This window comes from Vulcanisaeta sp. JCM 16161 (assembly GCF_001316285.1).
The window spans coordinates 214874-231432 of the sequence record NZ_BBDO01000002.1; the positions used below are offsets into that span (position 1 = coordinate 214874).

A 16559-nucleotide genomic window follows, 5' to 3' on the forward strand; every position below is an offset into this window, starting at 1 on the left:
AAGATTAAGAGACCGACAAATCGATATTACTGAATTACCTTGATTAAGTTCCTAAACCTCAGGTAAAGCGCGTAGTCTATGTAGGTCTTATTCTCAAGGTAATAACCAACGGTTCTTGCCCTACCCACCTTCTCAGGTAGTAAGTCCGTGGTTACTAAACTGAACGCGTTCGAACCAGCACCACTGCCGAAGGAAACCATGAGTATCCTAGAGCCTGGCTTGGCATTCTCAAGTATGTTTGCAAGCCCTATCAATACCGCGCCATTGTATGTATTGCCTATCCTATCAACCACAATACCAAGCTTAACCTTCTCAAGGGGTATACCAAGCATTTGAGCAACCCTTACTGGGAACCTCGCGTTCGGCTGGTGAAATACCGCGTAGTCAAAGTCACTTGGTTTGAGGCCAGTGGCTCCATGAGCGCCTTCGCGGCGTTCACGATGTGCCTAAAGTACGCGGGCTCGCCCGTGAATGACTCACCATGTACCGCATATGGTATGCCATCCCTACGCCAGAAGTCTGGTGTATCCGAATTATATGCATATATGTGCTCAATCTCGGCAGCAACATTGTCAGACCCTATGATGTACGCTGCTGCACCGCCAGACACCGTGTAATCAAGGTGATCCCCCGGCTCTCCATGACTATGATCAACACCGACGGCCAACCCATACTTAATAAGGCCACTCTTGACAAGGCCTGTTGCATTAACTATGGCGTCTGAACCTGCCTTACATGCAAACTCCATGTCAACGGCAAAGGACTGCTTTTTCATCCCAAGGGCTTCAATGAGTATTGAAGCAATGCTTAACCGCGTAAGGCTTCGACTCAGTACCAACAAACACGGAACCCAACTCCCTAGGATCAATACCCGCCCTCCTCAGTGCATTCCTTGAGGCCTCCACAGCCATCGTAACCGCATCCTCATCAGGACCACCAACACTCCTCTCCTCAACCCAGTAAAGATCCTTAATCCTTAGTGGGTCATCACCCCAAACCCTAGCTATTTCCTTTGTGCTTATTCTGAACCTTGGTATGTAGACGCCCCAGCCAACAATGCCTACCTTACCCACAGAACGCGTTATTTTATGCCCTATTTAACTTTTAGCGTTGCTGAATTCGACAGATAACGCACGGTATTGATCTACTGAAGTGGTAAGATGAAGATAATTATATAAGCTGACCCCGGGATTAAGTAGTGAGGATTAATCATGGGTTCTAATAATGAGGTTAGTCTTAGGGTTGCGGAGGCTAGGACTAGGGATGTTGGTAGGCTCATTGTTAGGATACCCCAGCGATACATGAGGGTGCTTGGCATTGAACCTGGTGAGTACGTGGAAATTGTTGGCAATAAGCGCAGCGCCTATGCCAGGTATGGCCTGCCTACACCGATGATGAGGATAAGGACTACATAAGGATGGATGGTGTCCTAAGGCAAAATGCCGGTGTTAGTATTGGTGACGTTGTTAAGGTTAGGAAGGCCAATTTAAGGTCTGCACAGAGGGTCACGATAGCGCCAGTGGGTGAGTACATAAGGGTTGACCCTGACTATCTGAAGAGGGCTTACTTATTAGGTAAGCCGTTTGGAAGGGTTCAATTATCGAGATACCGTATTACACGGGTTCCATTAGATTCATGGTGACGAGCGTAACACCAGGGCCTGCGTCCTACGTGGGCATCGATACTGAGGTTCAGGTTAGGGAGGAGCCTGTTAGGGAGGTGGAACTAACGATGCCTAGGGTTACCTGGGAGGACATTGGTGACTTAGAGGAGGCGAAGAGAAAAATTAGGGAGTTGATTGAGTTACCGCTGAGGCACCCTGAGATATTCAAGCACTTGGGTATTGAGCCTCCTAAGGGTGTTCTCTTGATTGGTCCACCTGGCACTGGTAAAACGCTCTTAGCGAAGGCAGTGGCTTCAGAGGCTAATGCCTACTTCATATCGATTAATGGCCCCGAAATAATGAGTAAGTACTACGGGGAATCTGAGGCTAAGTTGAGGGAGATTTTTGAGGAGCTAAGAAGAACGCCCCAGCCATAATCTTCATTGACGAGATAGACGCAATAGCACCAAAGAGGAGGAAGTAACAGGCGAAGTAGAGAAGCGTGTGGTTGCTCAGCTGCTCACATTGATGGATGGACTACAAGAAAGAGGTCAAGTAATTATTATAGGTGCCACGAATAGGCCGGAAGCCGTAGACCCAGCACTAAGAAGACCAGGAAGATTCGACAGAGAAATTTACATCGGAATGCCTGATAAGAATGCTAGGAAAGAAATACTACAGGTTCATACCAGGAATGTCCCGCTGTGTACTGAGGACGATGTTAAGGAGAAGATATGCGATCCTAATGATGTTGTGAGTATTGACGCCATTGCTGAAATGACCCATGGTTATACAGGCGCTGATCTGGCAGCTCTTGTTAAGGAGGCTGCAATGATAAGGCTTAGGGAGGCTATAGACGTCACGAAGGAGATCGACCTAGATCAACCACAGATACCACCCGAGCAATTGGCTAGGATTAAGATTAGGATGAGGGACTTTCTGGAGGCCATGAAGTACATACAGCCAACAGTGCTTAGGGAGGTCATCGTCGAGGTCCCCGAGGTTCACTGGGATGATATTGGTGGTTATGATAATGTGAAGCAGGAGCTTAAGGAAATGGTGGAGTGGCCGCTTAAGTACGAGGTACTTCGAGGAACTTGGCGTTGAGCCTCCTAAGGGTATTCTTCTTTTTGGTCCTCCTGGTACTGGTAAGACGCTTTTGGCTAAGGCTGTGGCTACTGAGTCGAATGCTAATTTCATTGCTGTTCGCGGACCTGAAGTACTGAGTAAGTGGTTCGGAGAAAGCGAGAGGGCAATAAGGGAAATATTCAAAAAAAGCAAGAATGGCAGCACCATGCGTAATATTCTTCGACGAAATAGACGCAATAGCACCAGCAAGGGGATTGAGGGTTGATAGTGGGGCTACCGATAGGATCGTTAATCAATTACTAGCCGAGATGGATGGGATTGCGCCGTTGAAGAATGTGGTGGTTATTGCTGCTACGAACAGGGCCGACATAATAGATCCAGCTATTGAGGCCTGGCAGGTTCGATAGGATCGTCTATGTGCCACCGCCCGATGAGAATGCGAGGTTCGAAATACTTAAGGTCCACATTAGGGGCTTGAAGCTCGCTGACGATGTTAAGGATGGAAATTATAAATACCTTAGGGACCTAGCCAGGAGGACCGAGGGTTATACCGGGGCTGACCTAGCGGCGTTGGTTAGGGAGGCCGCAATGTTGGCTCTAAGGGAGACCATAAGGAGTAATACGAATCAGGTTAAGCCCGTCGGTATTGAGCACTTTGAGGATGCCCTGAAGGTTGTTCCGCCATCATTGTCTAAGCAGGACATTGCCAGGTTTGAGGAGATGGCTAGGAATCTCAGGAGGACATTAAGGGGTCTCTGATTTTTCATACTCAACCCTCTTCCTAATAAATACATCTACACTATAAATTGGCTTAGCGGGTACACCAGCAACGACCACGCCTGGCGGTACGTCCTTAGTCACCACCGAACCCGCCGCAACCACCGCGTTCTCCCCAATCTCAATGCCCGCTATTAACGTCGCATTGGCGCCAATTACGGCGTTTCTCCTAATCTTAACACCATCAAGTCTCTTACTTGGTGGATACTTGTCATTCGTTATCACGACATTGGGCCCTAGGAACACGTTATCCTCGATAACCGTACCCCTCGGTATATAGACCATGCTCTGTATACTAACGTTACTACCAATCACCGTATCCCCATCAATAATGACCCCAGACCCAATCCTGGTATTTGCACCAATCCTCGTGTTCTCCCTGATCAACGCATTATGCCCTGTCTCAACACCATCGCCCATCTCCACATTCTCATAAATAATTACATTACTCCTAATAATGCAGTTCTTACCAATTACAGCACCATTACTAACATCATCCATTAACTGCTCAATGACCGAGCCCTTATCCCTTATGCTTATGAGCTTTGATCTAATGGGATGGCCTATAACAACGAAGGCTCCACTATCGTGCCCTCGCCGATTACTGATGGGCCAAGTACTACGACATCCTCACCCATGCTTTTACTTAGTATTTTTGCCCTTGGGGATATGTACGTCATTGATTGATTCTCACAAGATAAATATTTAAGTAATTACTAATTTGGTTAAATTGCAATGGGCTATTACCCAGCGCCGCCCCCACCTCCACGTGAGGACCCAATAACCAGGATTCTCAGGGAACTTATGAACCTAAATAGCAAGGTTGATCAGCTGTCCAGGAATCTAACAGACATTGGCGCCAGGGTTGAGAACCTGGAAAGTAGGGTTAATGAGATTGAGAAGTCGCTATCCAGTCTAATCAAGGCTCAAGAATTAATTAGTGGCATAACTCCACAGAGCATGGCTGAGCTGGCAGGTATGCTGTCAAACACATTGAGGGAGTTGACGAGGATTGAGGCATCGTTAATTGCCTATAGGGACTCAATATCGTCATTGCAGGGTAAGGTTGAGAGTGCCGTGGATTTACTGGCGAAGGTATCCATGGATTTAAAGGAGTACAGGACCCTCGATATTAACCAGGTCGTTGAAATTACAAATCAATTGTCTAATGTTGCGACAAGACTTAATGAGGTACAGAAGCTTATTGAGGAGCAGGGTATTAGGTTGATTTCTGAGTATAGAAAAAGTTCTGAGACGATTGAGGGGCTTAAGTCAGTTATTTTGGATGTTTTGAGTAAGGGCGCTGGTAAGTCCTAGTTTTATGTTGTTTTTCATTACGTTCAATTTCATTTAGAATAATAAAAGCAAAATATATTAGTTCCCCCGTTTAAAATACGTACCGTGTTCAGGTCTAAAGAGACGTCTGAGCTTTACCAGAGGATTAATGACATAAGTAATCTACTTCAGGCATTGCAGCAAAACGTCCAAGCCCTAATCAATAGCGCCAACCAAATGCAGAAAAGCCTTCAAGCAATTTCAACTGGAGTTGAGAGAAACGACAAGACGCTACAGGATGCCATTAAGGTCATAAACTCATCAACCACGGACATAGCCAGTAGAGTCGCCCAAATGAATACTATCGTTAATCAATTCAACGACACGAGTAAGAAGCTTATGGATTCATTATTTGATGCCCTTGAGAAGATAAACAACCTACTAGATAGGCTTCAGGGATTATCAAGTAATATGCAACAAAGCCTCACGAGCGCGACCGCCATCCTGGAATCAATTAATAATAACGTTAAGGACCTCAACACAAAAATTGAGAGCGGTGTCGATAAGGCATCAGCCCTTGTCTCGGAGGTATCCAAGTTGAGTAATTTATTGGCGGAGTTGAATAAGGTGTATAACGAGGTTCTCAATAGGGAGAAGGACCTAGAGAATAAACTACTTGACATCAGTAGGAGAGAGAGTGACGTTTCCGTTAGGGAGAAGAGCCTTGAGGAGGTTAGACAAAGGTTGGAGAGCGATAAGAAGGTCTTGAGGAGGAGAGGGCTAAGTTGGCTGAGATGAGTAATGTAATGGCGTCGCTCATAACGCTCTCTAATCAATTAACAACGAGACTTAGTGAGCTTGATAATAGGGAGAAGGCCCTGGCCGAGAGGGAGAAGGCACTTAATGAGAGGGAGGCCAAGCTTAGGGATTGGGAGTTGGAGTTGAAATCGCGTGAGCAGAGGCTTGAGATGGAGCCGTAAGGATTGATGCCGAGAATGCAAGGCTTAGGGAGTTGGAGAAGAGGGAGCAGGAGATTAAGGAGAGGCTTGAGCAGTTAGCTCAGAGGGAGGCTGAGCTTAAGGAGCTTGAGAAGAAGTTGAATGAGAGGCAGGAGGCGTTGAATAAGCTTGAGACCGAACTTAAGGATAAGGAGAATAGGCTCAACTCCCTAGAGAACCTGCTCAGGGAGAGGGAGGATACGTTGAAGAGACTTGATGAGGAGATTAATAAGAGGAGGAGAGAGCTTATGGATAAGCTTGAGCCGTTAATGACGAAGCTTCTTGAGGAGGAGAAGAGGCTCACGGATTGGGAGAAGAGACTTCTTGATAAGGAGAGGGAGTTGATGAATTATCAGAGGGCGTTGATAATTAGGGAGAACACCCTGGTCGAACTTAGGGAGAAGCTTGATAGGGAAAGGGAGGAGCTGGAGAGCAAGATGAAGGAGGTTAGTAAGATTGAGAGTGAGTGCCAGGATATACGTAAGAAGTACGAGCAATTGCTTAAGGAGAGGGAGGAACTAATGAAGATTATTGAGAGCAAGGATAAGGAACTTAATCAATTGAGGGCCTTAATCAAGAAGTAAAAACAATACTCTTTTTCAATTATTATTTTAAATAACCACGATAAGTACGTATGCAAAAACTAAAATAATGTTAATAATGTTTAGCCCCAGCGAGAAAAATGCTAAAATTCTCTTTAGCTTTCCAATTATTAATTCCCTATCTGTATATGCGGTGTTAACATCATACCAGGTCTGCTTAATTGATAGGAATGAAGTAAAGAAACTAATTAACGCTAATACGAGTACGGTAATGTCCAGGGTAAAATTACCCTTACTTGGTAGGTATGTACCTGCCAGTGATGATAGTAAAACCGTATAAACAACCACCGCGAGAACTATAGCCGCCACCAACAACCTGGACATAATCATCACCTCAACGCGTCCCTTAACCTATTAATTACGAAGTCCTTACCAAGCATCGCCAGATAAGGCGCAATCCTCGGGCCACTCGGCTTACCGAAAAATATCAAATAGGTAGCCTCAAAGAAGGCTCTCTCAACATCCTTATTCTCCCTGGGAACCCTCTTCATAGCCTCCTTAATATTATCCTCACTCCAAACATCAACCCTCTCAAGCTCCTGAAGCAAAAGTCCCAACTTACTTCTTTGAATATCCGTTAATGAAGCCCTTACGGACTCCGGCAACTCCTCAAGAACCTTAATCCTGTACGCTTCGGGTGCGTACTTACTGACCCAATTACGAGCTCTTATGAGCCTAGACTTGATCCTCTCACGGGATAAATCATCCAACTCCTTAGTGAGTATCTTCGTATCCCTCAACCTCTTAATAACCCTCTCCATAAGCTCCTCCTCACTCAGCGACTGCGGCAACGTCTGTATCAGGGCAACAGCATGTAGGTATGGCAATTGAAACGGCATTTCCTTAGGTAATGGTCTCCTCAACTGTGCATATTCATAGGACTTAATAATTAGGTCAAGGTAATCCTTCTCCTTGGGGCTGGGCTTATCAACGCCGTAGTAAAGGCGCTCAGCCCTATCATAGATATCCACATATTGATAAATAGAGTCGAGGCTAAAGGTAAGCCTCTTCGTTGGTTCATGGAATATGTATATGTACCTAAGAACCTCAGGCTCGGCAACCTCAACCCACTCCCTCGGTGTAAAGCCTATAAAGTCACTACTACCCATATCACCGACGTCCTTACCATTAACCACATAACCAACCCATTCATACCAGGTACCCAATGGTGGGTTAATACCATAAACAGACTTGGCAATCTCAATGGCCGAGTCCCTAGAGCCACCGGGCATTGCGTGGTCCTTACCGTAGGCTCAAAGTCGACTTGCAACGTATACCAAACACCGACCCACTCAACCCTCCACGGAAGCTTGCCATCCGTCAACTTAGCCCTACCAACATGACCACAGTAAGTGCACCTATACTCAACTTCGTATTTATCGAGATCAAGCTTTGTGACCTCCGCGGTGCCAATCCTACCGCAGTTCTCGCATATTGGTTCGAATGGTATCCAATCTTTCGGGTATGGATTCCTACCCCTATACTTGTTAATGACTTCTATTAGCCTCTCTCTATTTCTCATGGTCATTATTATGAACTCCCTCATCCTAGGATGCTCCCTATACATCTCGCCCGTCGTTATAACCTCAACATTCTTCGCGAAGTAATCAAGGTAATCACCAAAGTCCCTCCAGTAATGATCAACCCAGGACTTATGGCAACCCTTAGGGTCAGGAACACGCTCAAGAGGCCACTCAATGTATTTCCTACCAACCTCAGGATCCAGGAACTGCTCGAGCTGTTTATCCTTACCCTTCCAGGGATCCATTGTATAGAGGGTTAAGACCTGCCTGACCTTCAATCCAGCATCCCTTAATTTCTCAGCAATGACACTATTCAGTATTATCTCACCCCTAAGCCTACCAATGTGCTGAAGTCCGGAAACGCTAAGGCCACCATTAAGTACGCACTCATCCTTACCCTCACTACGGCACCTCTCAAGAACCTGGCTTGCTATCTTATCAATCCAATGTGTATAACTCATTGCTGGGAAGAAAAGCATTAACTAATTTATAAGTTATCCTAATTAACCGCCCTCCGCAGGTGGTAAGAACACCACTTCATCATTATCGTTAAGCTTCGTGGCAAGTCCATTAAGCCACTCAATGGCCTTACCATTAACCAGGACCACGTACTCACCCCTAAGCTTGCCATCACCATCAAGCACGGCCTCGGCGAACTTAGGATTGAACGTATGAGAAATAAGGTCAATGAGGTCGCGCACAGAGAGACCATTTGGAGTCTCAAGCTCAATTCTAAATGCACCAATCAATTCATAAAGATCACCAAAAAAACTTAACCTTAATCCTCACAAGACCGGGCAGATTAAGTACAAAATAAAAATTTAACTCAGTTTATAGGTTTGTGTTAAAATTAGAAATTGAACGTATGGTGCCCCGGCCGGGATTTGAACCCGGGTCACGGGCTTTCCTTGCCTAGGCTCGAAAGGCCCACATACTTGACCGGGCTATACTACCGGGGCTCGTTAATCATTAAATACGTCGGTTTTTAAGCCTTTATGCCATTTTTCTCATTAGGTTAATTAATTTAAGTTCGCGACTTTGCGGTTGGTTTAATGCCCATTGCCATATTTAGAAGCGGTGATCTTTACTTCATTAGGTTCTCAATAAATAGACGCCCCAGGAGGGCTGCCTTCGTTATTGGTAACTTTACAGCATTCATGAAACCAATAGAACTTGAGTTTTGTGGCTCTGATTACTGCGCCTACGTTTCGTTACCTCCAGGTGATTATTACTATAGGTACTTAGTTGATGGTGAGGTGGTCCTTGATGATGGCCCTACGGAGAATGGCTTTAACGTACTTAGGCTTAGTGGTTTTGTTAAGAGAATTCCCGAGAATAGGCGCAGGCTGTTTAGGGCTATTTATGGTATTTTCGTTGATAGGTTTGGGTGTAAGAGGGAGGGTGGTCCTAGGGATAGGCTCGGTGGCGATTTGCTCTTCATTAAGGACAAGCTTAGTTATATTAAGTCCATGGGCTTTGACGCGGTTTATTTAACGCCGATCTTTAAGGCAATGTCTTACCATAGGTATGACGTTATTGATTACTTGAACGTCGATGACGACCTGGGCGGTAATAAGGCATTTAGGGAGTTGCTGAGGAGGGCTCATGAACTCGGTATTAAGATTATACTGGACCTGCCCATACACCACACAGGCTCCGACCACCCAGCCTTTAAGTCCGCCTTAAGTGGTGACCAGGAGTATTCCCGTTGGTACTATATCTATAATGGAGATTACGAGAAGTTCATGGATGTCAGGAGAATGCCTAAGCTTAACATGAAGTTCGCCGGTGAGTGGGTTAAGGGCGTAGTGCTTCACTGGGCATTGATGGGTGTTGATGCCTTCAGAATAGACGTTGGCGCCGGAATACCGCCCTGGTTCTTGTGGGACCTAAGGAACTTCATTAATAAGCCATTAATTGCCGAGGTCTGGGGCGACCCATTCCTATGGAGAAATGCCGTTGATGGCGTCATGAATTACCAGGTCTGGGAACCACTGATTAAGTTCCTACGTGGTGAAATAGATGCTGAGGATTTCGTCCAGGTGCTTAAGAGGCAATTGAACGTATTGCCAAAACACTTCTTAGTTAATTCCTGGCTCTTCATGGATACCCATGACACGCAAGGGCAGTTACAATGCTTAATAATGATATTGAGAAGCTTAAGGCAGCGCTCGTATTCGTATACACCTGGGTCGGAACACCAATGCTTTATTACGGTGATGAGGTAATGCTTGAGGGAGGCCCCGACCCTGATAATAGGAGGTGTATGGATTGGAAAAGAGTTAATGGTCCCAATACACTTCATGAATTCATAAGAAGACTATCAGAATTAACCTTAACGCCAAGCACGTAATAGCTAACTCAAGCGATTTAACATATTATGATGATAAATTCGAGGTTAGGTTGAGTAACGAGCCAAGAAGGTATAATGGTGGTATCCTAAGTGGTGATTACTTCGTTATTAAGAGTAGGTAATTTGCCGAGAACTATCGTTACTTAATGGTTATTAATAACTGTTTATTAATGAGTATACCTAGGTATAAACATATAGATTAATATCTAAGTTTTATCTTTTTTTATTTATGAACATGCATGAATTATATAAATCAATCACGGTAATGCTTTTAAACCTATTCATAATACCTGAATACGTATGAACAGGCTTGGACTATCCACAGGCGCTATAATAGGCATAATCGTTGCTGTGATAGTCATAGTAGCGGCGGTCGTTGCCGTAGTTTACCTGTATAAACCCTCCGCACCAAAACCAGCAACACCACCTGGCTTCGTAATACCAATAAGTGACTTCACACCGCAGAATGTGTATAGCCCTAGCTTTGCCCAAACCTTCTGTTCCAAGGTTGGTAACGTAACAATAACCGTGTGGGATACCTACAGCGTTAGTGAGAATCAGGCATTCAATGCCTCATTGGCATCCTTTGAGCAGTTATACCCATGCATACACGTTGAGGTAACGTACGGCGTTGGCATTGCAACGAGCAACTTCATATCAGCAGCAAAGGCTGGGCAGGCACCCATCGTCTATAGGGACACAAGCGATGATGCCGGCAAATTATTCGCAGCAGGCCTACTGCTTAACCTAAGCGAGTATCTACCACCATCGGTTTTTGAACAGTACCTACCCACGGCCGCCCAGAACTTCTACTTAAACACGCCAAGCGCCCATGGTTATTACGGCCTACCTGATAACATAAACTACATAGTCATGTTCTACAATAAACAATACATAACATCACCACCAAACACCACGGACCAACTAATCAACATGTGCCTGCAGGTCAACAGTACGTACCACGTATGGTGCATTGCCTACGGCGTCGGCTCTGAGTGGGGTTATAGGTTCGCCGCCTGGTTCGCTGGCTTTGGTGGGCAGATATTCGGCCTAACAACATGCCGCAACTCAACTCAAGCGCCATGGTTAATGCCTTGGAATTCTGGTACAACCTAACGTACGGCCTGCACATAAATGCCCCAGACATGAACCCAAGCCTTGAAGGCCAGTTATTCACAAGCGGCCAAGCTGCAATAATATTTGATGGCCCATGGGATTTGTACGTACTTCAAGGCCCTTGGCTGCAACCTGGGTGCCGCACCACTACCAGTGGTTAGCCAGACGGGCCTGCACGCGAGCCCGTTGATAGGCAGTACTGGTTGGGTAATTGCGGCGCCGCAGGCAAGCGGCGCCACGCCGCAGCAATTGGAGGCCGCGTTAGTGTTTATATTGTACATGACTGGACCGCAGGCAGATCTTAACCTATGGAATTATGCTCACGACATACCAGCCAATATACAGGCCTATGACCAGGCAGTTAGTCAGTTAAAGGCTGGGCAGCTAACGCCGTCGTGTCTAAACGACATTATGGAGGCATATTCGCCCAGGCCCAGTATGGTCAGAAGTTCCCCAACATACCGGCCATGGCCTATTACTGGCCAGCATTCCACCAGTACGCAACTGCCTACTTTGCTAACCAGACTACTGCTCAAGCCGCTGCCCAGGGTATGGAGCAGTACATGCTCCAGCAGTTGGCTCAGTCAAGCGGTTAGGTTAGGTGATTAATAATGGATTCCCTTCAAAATCTCAATCGTGTTTTAATCCAATACCTCTACCTCCTTCCCATCATTGCCATTGCGTTATTCCTATTCCTGTACCCAGTGGCCTACGCTGTGTATATATCATTCACAAACTTTGATCTTTATCATCTATTTTATTACACATTCGTTGGATTAAGAATATATCAGAAAATACTAACTAGTAATACTTTTTATACGTTATTACTGAACACGGTTATTTGGACGGTGGGTAGTTTAGTTCCAATGGTGGTTACCGGGTTCATACTGGCCCTAATACTTAATCAGAGGGATATTAAGGGTAGGAATGTATTCTTTACATTACTCCTGGTACCCTGGGCATTCCCAGCATACATCTCATTAGTGATTTGGTATGGCATGTGGAATTACGAGTATGGAATCGTTAATAAATTTCTCGGCTTATTTGGTATCCCGCCAATTAACTGGTTAACATTTACAAACACCGCCTGGGCTGCGTTAATATTAACGAATCTGTGGTTATCATTCCCATACTACACGGCGGTCTTCCTATCAAGCCTGCAGAGTATACCTAGTGAGTTGTACGACATTGCCGTGGTTGATGGCGCTAATGCGTGGCATAAGTTCAGGTATATAACATTACCCCTGATGAGGAGCGCCATAGCCTTCGTCAGTGTTGGCGGCTTTGTTTTTACATGGAATAACTTCTACCCAATATACATACTGACGGGTGGTGGTCCCGGCATATCAACCGATATACTAATTGTTTATACATATCAGGAGGCATTCTCCTACGGTTATTACAATATTGCCGCTGCATATTCGGTAATTTCAACAATTATCCTAGCAATAATGGCCATACTAATGCTCAGGGTTGGTAGGGTACTCGAGGTGATAACATGAGCAATAGGTATAGTCTGAAGAATAAGGTAATTAGTTGGGTTAGGCTTGGTATATCGTACATAATACTCGCTATAGTAGCTGCCATAGCGATATTCCCAATATATTACATAATAATCACGTCCGTAAACCCAATACCAACCCTTGCCTCAATAACCCTACGCTCACTCCTACCTGAGCACCCATCACTAGAGGCATATTATTACATATTGTTTAAGGAACCATTTCTGCTTTGGCTCAGGAACAGCCTAATTCTCGCGACAGGTACCATAGCCATTACGGTGATAGTCGCCTTCATAACGGGGGCTGCCCTGTCGAGGTTTAACGTACCTGGAAAAACAACGCTTATGGTGACGATCTACGTCATGACGTTCTTCCCGTTTGCAGCAACGGCGCTGCCGCTTTACCTAATGTTCGCATCGCTGGGTATGCTTAGGGGGTGGGCCGTATACGTAGCTTTAATATTGGCTTATTCTGGAGGTACGTCGATATTTAGTTCATACCTGGTTAAGGTGTTCCTTGATAGGGTACCTAGGGATTATGAGGAGGCGGCGTTGATTGACGGCTTAACGAGACCCGGGGCCTTCTTTAGGATTCTCCTGCCGATGGCTAAGCCGATAATTGCGTTTGTGGCGCTCCTGGCGTTCATGGGCGCCTACACGGATTACGCATTGGCCAATGCTTTCATAATGCAGGGTAGTATGTGGACGCTGACCCTGGGCATGTATTATCTGGCCTTCGTTAATAGGGCAACGCTGTATAATGTGCTTGCAGCATTCTCCGTGCTCATGGGAATACCGATATTCGCAATATTCATTGCATTCCAGAAGTACCTGGTGCAGATATACGCGATGGGCGGAATTAAGGCATGAGAAGTTGAAAATAATTAAAAGAATAATTGAAAAGAAAAGTTTAAATATCTAAAAAAAATACCCAAATATTATGACAAATAAAATAATATACACGGTATTTCTTTTACTAATAGTAGCAGTACTACTCGCAGCACCCAGAGCCCATGCCCAAAGCTCATGTCTATACATAGTGTCCTTCAATGTGACACCGACGTCGGGTCCTGCATACATAACAGTGGCAATAACAGGATTGCCAGAGGGCCATGAAGTTTATCTACACTGGGGCATTGAGCCGTATCCGCAGGGACCTTGGTCAAGCGTTACTGATACGTTAATGACCTGGAACGGGACCAGTTACGTAGCCACAATTGGGCCATTCCAACCTGGTACCTGGGTTGCTTGGGTATTTCATGATGCAACCACGAATACCTGGATTAACTATCAATGCGTACCCTTCTGGAACTGGAACGTTGATGTTAATCCACCGAATCAGGCTATACATGGGCCTATGTTTACCCAAATGGCTCAATACTAATAACGGTGCTCGGTAGAACGCCAGACAACATACTCCTTTGGTACGGCCTAACCTCAGGCCCTGGAAACGTGCCCTGGTACACCACGAGCGGTGCGCCGGGCGCCATGAACGCAACAATGACGTTCAACCCACTCTGGGGTAATTACTCAGTCATGATTGGGCCATTCAAACCGGGGCAGTGGGTGCAATGGGTTTATTGGGACACGACGACCAATACCTGGCTCCACTGCTCAACCAATTTAATAAGTGGCGTTGTAACATGCACACCCAATGGGAATTTTGCAATACAGGATGTCTACTCACCATTAGTTTTCATAAACGCCACATACAGTAGGTACGTTTACCTGGTTGGGCAGAATGCCACTGTCTACGTACTTTTTAAGAATGAGTTTGGAGAGCCCGTTACGGTTAACATGACGCTCACGGTAAATAATGAGGAATTCAATTATTACGATATAACCATAATGCCGGGTTACTACACGGTGGCGCTTAACTTTACCGTGAATATGCCACAGGGCATTTATACGCCTATGCTCACGGTCTACAGCCTAGGAACCACACTGACCCAAGCCTCACTACCAAGTCTCTATGTACTCAATACAACTGGTAAGCCACCAATTAGCCTTGTCATTGTATGGAACATGCATCAACCACTTTATATTGAGCCTAACGGCACGTGGGAGCAGGCCTGGTCCTACTTCATACATGCCACGACTTCCTATGGAATGGGACGTGGGTCGGTGCCTATGAACTTCAGGCATTACTGCTTAGTGAGTATAATGTAAGCGTAACCATCGACTTCACACCCGTGCTTCTGTATCAGTGGGAGACAATACTCACTGAGGGTACGTTCCCCTACTCACCCGCTTGGCCAAGCCCATCAACACTTAATGTAAACATGACCCAGTGCCTCGAGGCCATAAACTACACAATTAGCCTATACAGGGAGCTTGCCCAGGAGGGTAGGGTCGAGATTTTAACCGTGCCATTCTACCACCCATTGCAGGCAATAATCTATGATAATGGTTGGCAGAGCGACCTACTGGCTCAAATACTCATGGGTGAGGAGATGACTGAGGAGGTATTTGGCGTTAGGGCAACGGGCGCTTGGACACCCGAGATGGCATTTAACATGGGTCTGGTCCACTTATATAATGAGACGGGTATTGAATTCACAATACTTGATGCCCAGGCATTCCTACCCTACGCAACCGTAGTCAGCGGTACTCCATCACCGTACGGGCCTATAATTGTTGAGGACTCTACTGGTGAACAGGTGATAGTCCTGTTCAGGGATACGGACCTCTCGAACGCATTCTCCTTCGCCTACTTCAGCCAATCACCGCAGGTAACCGCCAGAGAATTGATTCATTACCTAGCCAGGATATACATGCAGAACCCGGGCGCTGTCATCGTGGTGGCGTTAGATGGCGAGAACCCACTAATCTTTAACCCAACCACTGGGCCTGCCGACCTACAGGCTATTTACCAAGTACTCTCCGAGTACCAGGTACCTGGTTCATAACGCAGACGGCCAGCGAGGCCATAGAAACCCACAAACCCATAGCAATACTGACTAACCTGCCCGAGTCCTCATGGGCCCTAAACCTAAACAATTGGAATAATGGCTATCCAGGTAAGGTCGAGATATGGCGCTCGGTAGCTCTTGCCAGGGAGTACCTAGTGGCGTTTACGAAGGCCGTGGGCATGCCAATATCACCTGTAGTACCACTACCCTTCAACATAACACCGAACTCAACAAATCCCATATACACGCTGTGGAACTACCTATACATTGCCGAGGGTAGTGACTGGACCTGGCAGACTGGACCTCCGAACTACGGCCCGGCTTGGTTCCAGGAGCAGGCATTGACGTACACGAGCGCCATAATTAATACCATAGAGGATTGGTTATCCCAGGTCAAGCTTGTTAAGTACGTTGTTAAGGATGATGCGTGGTACTCCAGATATACAACGGCCTGAACTACACACTATACGTAACGCTGGTTGTGGGTAATGGCACGTACACAATTGCTAAGCCCATAGTGCTGAAACCGCACCACATAATGACGATACCCGTGATAGGCATTGAGAATGCAACGATAGCTCAGCTATACTCACCGATTACGGATAATGAACTTGGTGACCACCCAATACCAATTAACCAATACGGATTCCCACTAGCCACATTTGCGCTATCGCACGGAAACTCACAGGCAATATCAGCAACGCAGGGAGAATCCAGTGAATTAATAACAGGCCTTATAGCTGTTTTACTTAGTGCGTCAGTAATAATGATGATTTTACTAATTCAAAGAGGAATACTTAGGTAACTTCT

18 protein-coding genes, 1 tRNA gene and 3 pseudogenes are annotated in these 16559 nt (G+C 45.9%); 16 read left to right on the forward strand and 6 right to left on the reverse strand.

What is annotated here, in order from left to right:
• Positions 1-26: 26 nt before the first annotated feature.
• Positions 27-1073 (reverse strand): annotated as a pseudogene (locus JCM16161_RS03605) (hydroxymethylglutaryl-CoA synthase).
• Between the two features lie 138 nt (positions 1074-1211).
• On the opposite strand from JCM16161_RS03605, the pseudogene JCM16161_RS03610 reads away from it, so the two are divergent.
• A pseudogene (locus JCM16161_RS03610) lies at positions 1212-3451 on the forward strand (CDC48 family AAA ATPase).
• Here the strand turns inward: JCM16161_RS03610 and JCM16161_RS14890 are convergent.
• Positions 3437-3754, reverse strand: a complete 318-nt coding sequence (locus JCM16161_RS14890) for a hypothetical protein (RefSeq protein ID WP_243669169.1) — start codon at positions 3752-3754, stop codon at positions 3437-3439. The pseudogene JCM16161_RS03610 and the gene JCM16161_RS14890 sit on opposite strands and share 15 nt — an antisense overlap.
• Positions 3755-4204: 450 nt before the next feature.
• On the opposite strand from JCM16161_RS14890, the gene JCM16161_RS03620 reads away from it, so the two are divergent.
• The 4 genes from JCM16161_RS03620 to JCM16161_RS14905 all read left to right on the forward strand — a co-directional run bounded on the left by JCM16161_RS03620 (position 4205) and on the right by JCM16161_RS14905 (position 6326).
• Positions 4205-4786 (forward strand): hypothetical protein, encoded by a 582-nt coding sequence (locus JCM16161_RS03620; protein ID WP_054855020.1) that lies wholly within the window; start codon positions 4205-4207, stop codon positions 4784-4786.
• A gap of 84 nt (positions 4787-4870) precedes the next feature.
• Positions 4871-5542 (forward strand): hypothetical protein, encoded by a 672-nt coding sequence (locus JCM16161_RS14895; RefSeq protein WP_243669044.1) that lies wholly within the window; start codon positions 4871-4873, stop codon positions 5540-5542.
• Entirely contained in the window at positions 5530-5724 is a 195-nt protein-coding gene (locus JCM16161_RS14900; protein ID WP_243669046.1) for a hypothetical protein, read from the forward strand. Before JCM16161_RS14895 ends, JCM16161_RS14900 begins: the two co-directional genes overlap by 13 nt.
• Before the next feature lie 32 nt (positions 5725-5756).
• The gene (locus tag JCM16161_RS14905; protein ID WP_243669048.1) at positions 5757-6326 is read left to right on the forward strand and encodes a hypothetical protein; all 570 of its coding nucleotides are present in this window, start codon (positions 5757-5759) and stop codon (positions 6324-6326) included.
• A 27-nt stretch (positions 6327-6353) separates the two neighbouring features.
• Here JCM16161_RS14905 and JCM16161_RS03630 read toward each other — a convergent pair whose 3' ends face one another.
• From JCM16161_RS03630 to JCM16161_RS03645, 4 genes and pseudogenes are all read right to left on the reverse strand, one after another.
• A complete protein-coding gene (locus tag JCM16161_RS03630; RefSeq protein ID WP_054855056.1) occupies positions 6354-6668 on the reverse strand; it encodes a hypothetical protein in 315 nt (104 codons plus the stop codon).
• A 37-nt stretch (positions 6669-6705) separates the two neighbouring features.
• A pseudogene (gene lysS, locus JCM16161_RS03635) lies at positions 6706-8328 on the reverse strand (lysine--tRNA ligase); the annotation flags it as partial.
• Between the two features lie 42 nt (positions 8329-8370).
• The gene (locus tag JCM16161_RS03640; RefSeq protein WP_054855021.1) at positions 8371-8616 is read right to left on the reverse strand and encodes a MoaD family protein; all 246 of its coding nucleotides are present in this window, start codon (positions 8614-8616) and stop codon (positions 8371-8373) included.
• Positions 8617-8733: 117 nt separating this feature from the next.
• Positions 8734-8826: transfer RNA gene (locus tag JCM16161_RS03645), tRNA-Glu, on the reverse strand.
• A gap of 93 nt (positions 8827-8919) precedes the next feature.
• Here JCM16161_RS03645 and JCM16161_RS03650 point away from each other — a divergent pair.
• The 11 genes from JCM16161_RS03650 (at position 8920) to JCM16161_RS14945 (ending at position 16554) form a co-directional block, all read left to right on the forward strand.
• A complete protein-coding gene (locus tag JCM16161_RS03650) occupies positions 8920-10095 on the forward strand; it encodes an alpha-amylase family glycosyl hydrolase (RefSeq protein WP_243669050.1) in 1176 nt (391 codons plus the stop codon).
• Entirely contained in the window at positions 10002-10220 is a 219-nt protein-coding gene (locus JCM16161_RS14910) for an alpha-amylase family glycosyl hydrolase (RefSeq protein WP_243669052.1), read from the forward strand. Before JCM16161_RS03650 ends, JCM16161_RS14910 begins: the two co-directional genes overlap by 94 nt.
• Positions 10221-10520: 300 nt before the next feature.
• Positions 10521-11336, forward strand: a complete 816-nt coding sequence (locus JCM16161_RS14915; protein ID WP_243669054.1) for a hypothetical protein — start codon at positions 10521-10523, stop codon at positions 11334-11336.
• 87 nt (positions 11337-11423) lie between these two features.
• Positions 11424-11945, forward strand: coding sequence for a hypothetical protein (locus tag JCM16161_RS14920; protein ID WP_243669057.1), 522 nt, complete (start codon positions 11424-11426; stop codon positions 11943-11945).
• A 239-nt stretch (positions 11946-12184) separates the two neighbouring features.
• Positions 12185-12838 carry a sugar ABC transporter permease gene (locus tag JCM16161_RS03660; RefSeq protein ID WP_243669059.1) on the forward strand — a complete coding sequence of 218 codons (654 nt, stop codon included), beginning with the start codon at positions 12185-12187 and terminating at the stop codon, positions 12836-12838.
• Positions 12835-13707 carry an ABC transporter permease subunit gene (locus tag JCM16161_RS03665; RefSeq protein WP_054855023.1) on the forward strand — a complete coding sequence of 291 codons (873 nt, stop codon included), beginning with the start codon at positions 12835-12837 and terminating at the stop codon, positions 13705-13707. Before JCM16161_RS03660 ends, JCM16161_RS03665 begins: the two co-directional genes overlap by 4 nt.
• A gap of 70 nt (positions 13708-13777) precedes the next feature.
• Positions 13778-14221, forward strand: a complete 444-nt coding sequence (locus JCM16161_RS14925; protein ID WP_243669062.1) for a hypothetical protein — start codon at positions 13778-13780, stop codon at positions 14219-14221.
• A gap of 5 nt (positions 14222-14226) precedes the next feature.
• Complete coding sequence (locus tag JCM16161_RS14930) at positions 14227-15006, forward strand: hypothetical protein (RefSeq protein WP_243669064.1); 780 nt, start codon at positions 14227-14229, stop codon at positions 15004-15006.
• Positions 14898-15746, forward strand: coding sequence for a hypothetical protein (locus JCM16161_RS14935; RefSeq protein ID WP_243669065.1), 849 nt, complete (start codon positions 14898-14900; stop codon positions 15744-15746). Before JCM16161_RS14930 ends, JCM16161_RS14935 begins: the two co-directional genes overlap by 109 nt.
• A 158-nt stretch (positions 15747-15904) precedes the next feature.
• Positions 15905-16204 carry a hypothetical protein gene (locus JCM16161_RS14940; protein ID WP_243669066.1) on the forward strand — a complete coding sequence of 100 codons (300 nt, stop codon included), beginning with the start codon at positions 15905-15907 and terminating at the stop codon, positions 16202-16204.
• Positions 16177-16554, forward strand: a complete 378-nt coding sequence (locus tag JCM16161_RS14945) for a hypothetical protein (protein WP_243669068.1) — start codon at positions 16177-16179, stop codon at positions 16552-16554. Before JCM16161_RS14940 ends, JCM16161_RS14945 begins: the two co-directional genes overlap by 28 nt.
• Positions 16555-16559 lie beyond the last annotated feature (5 nt).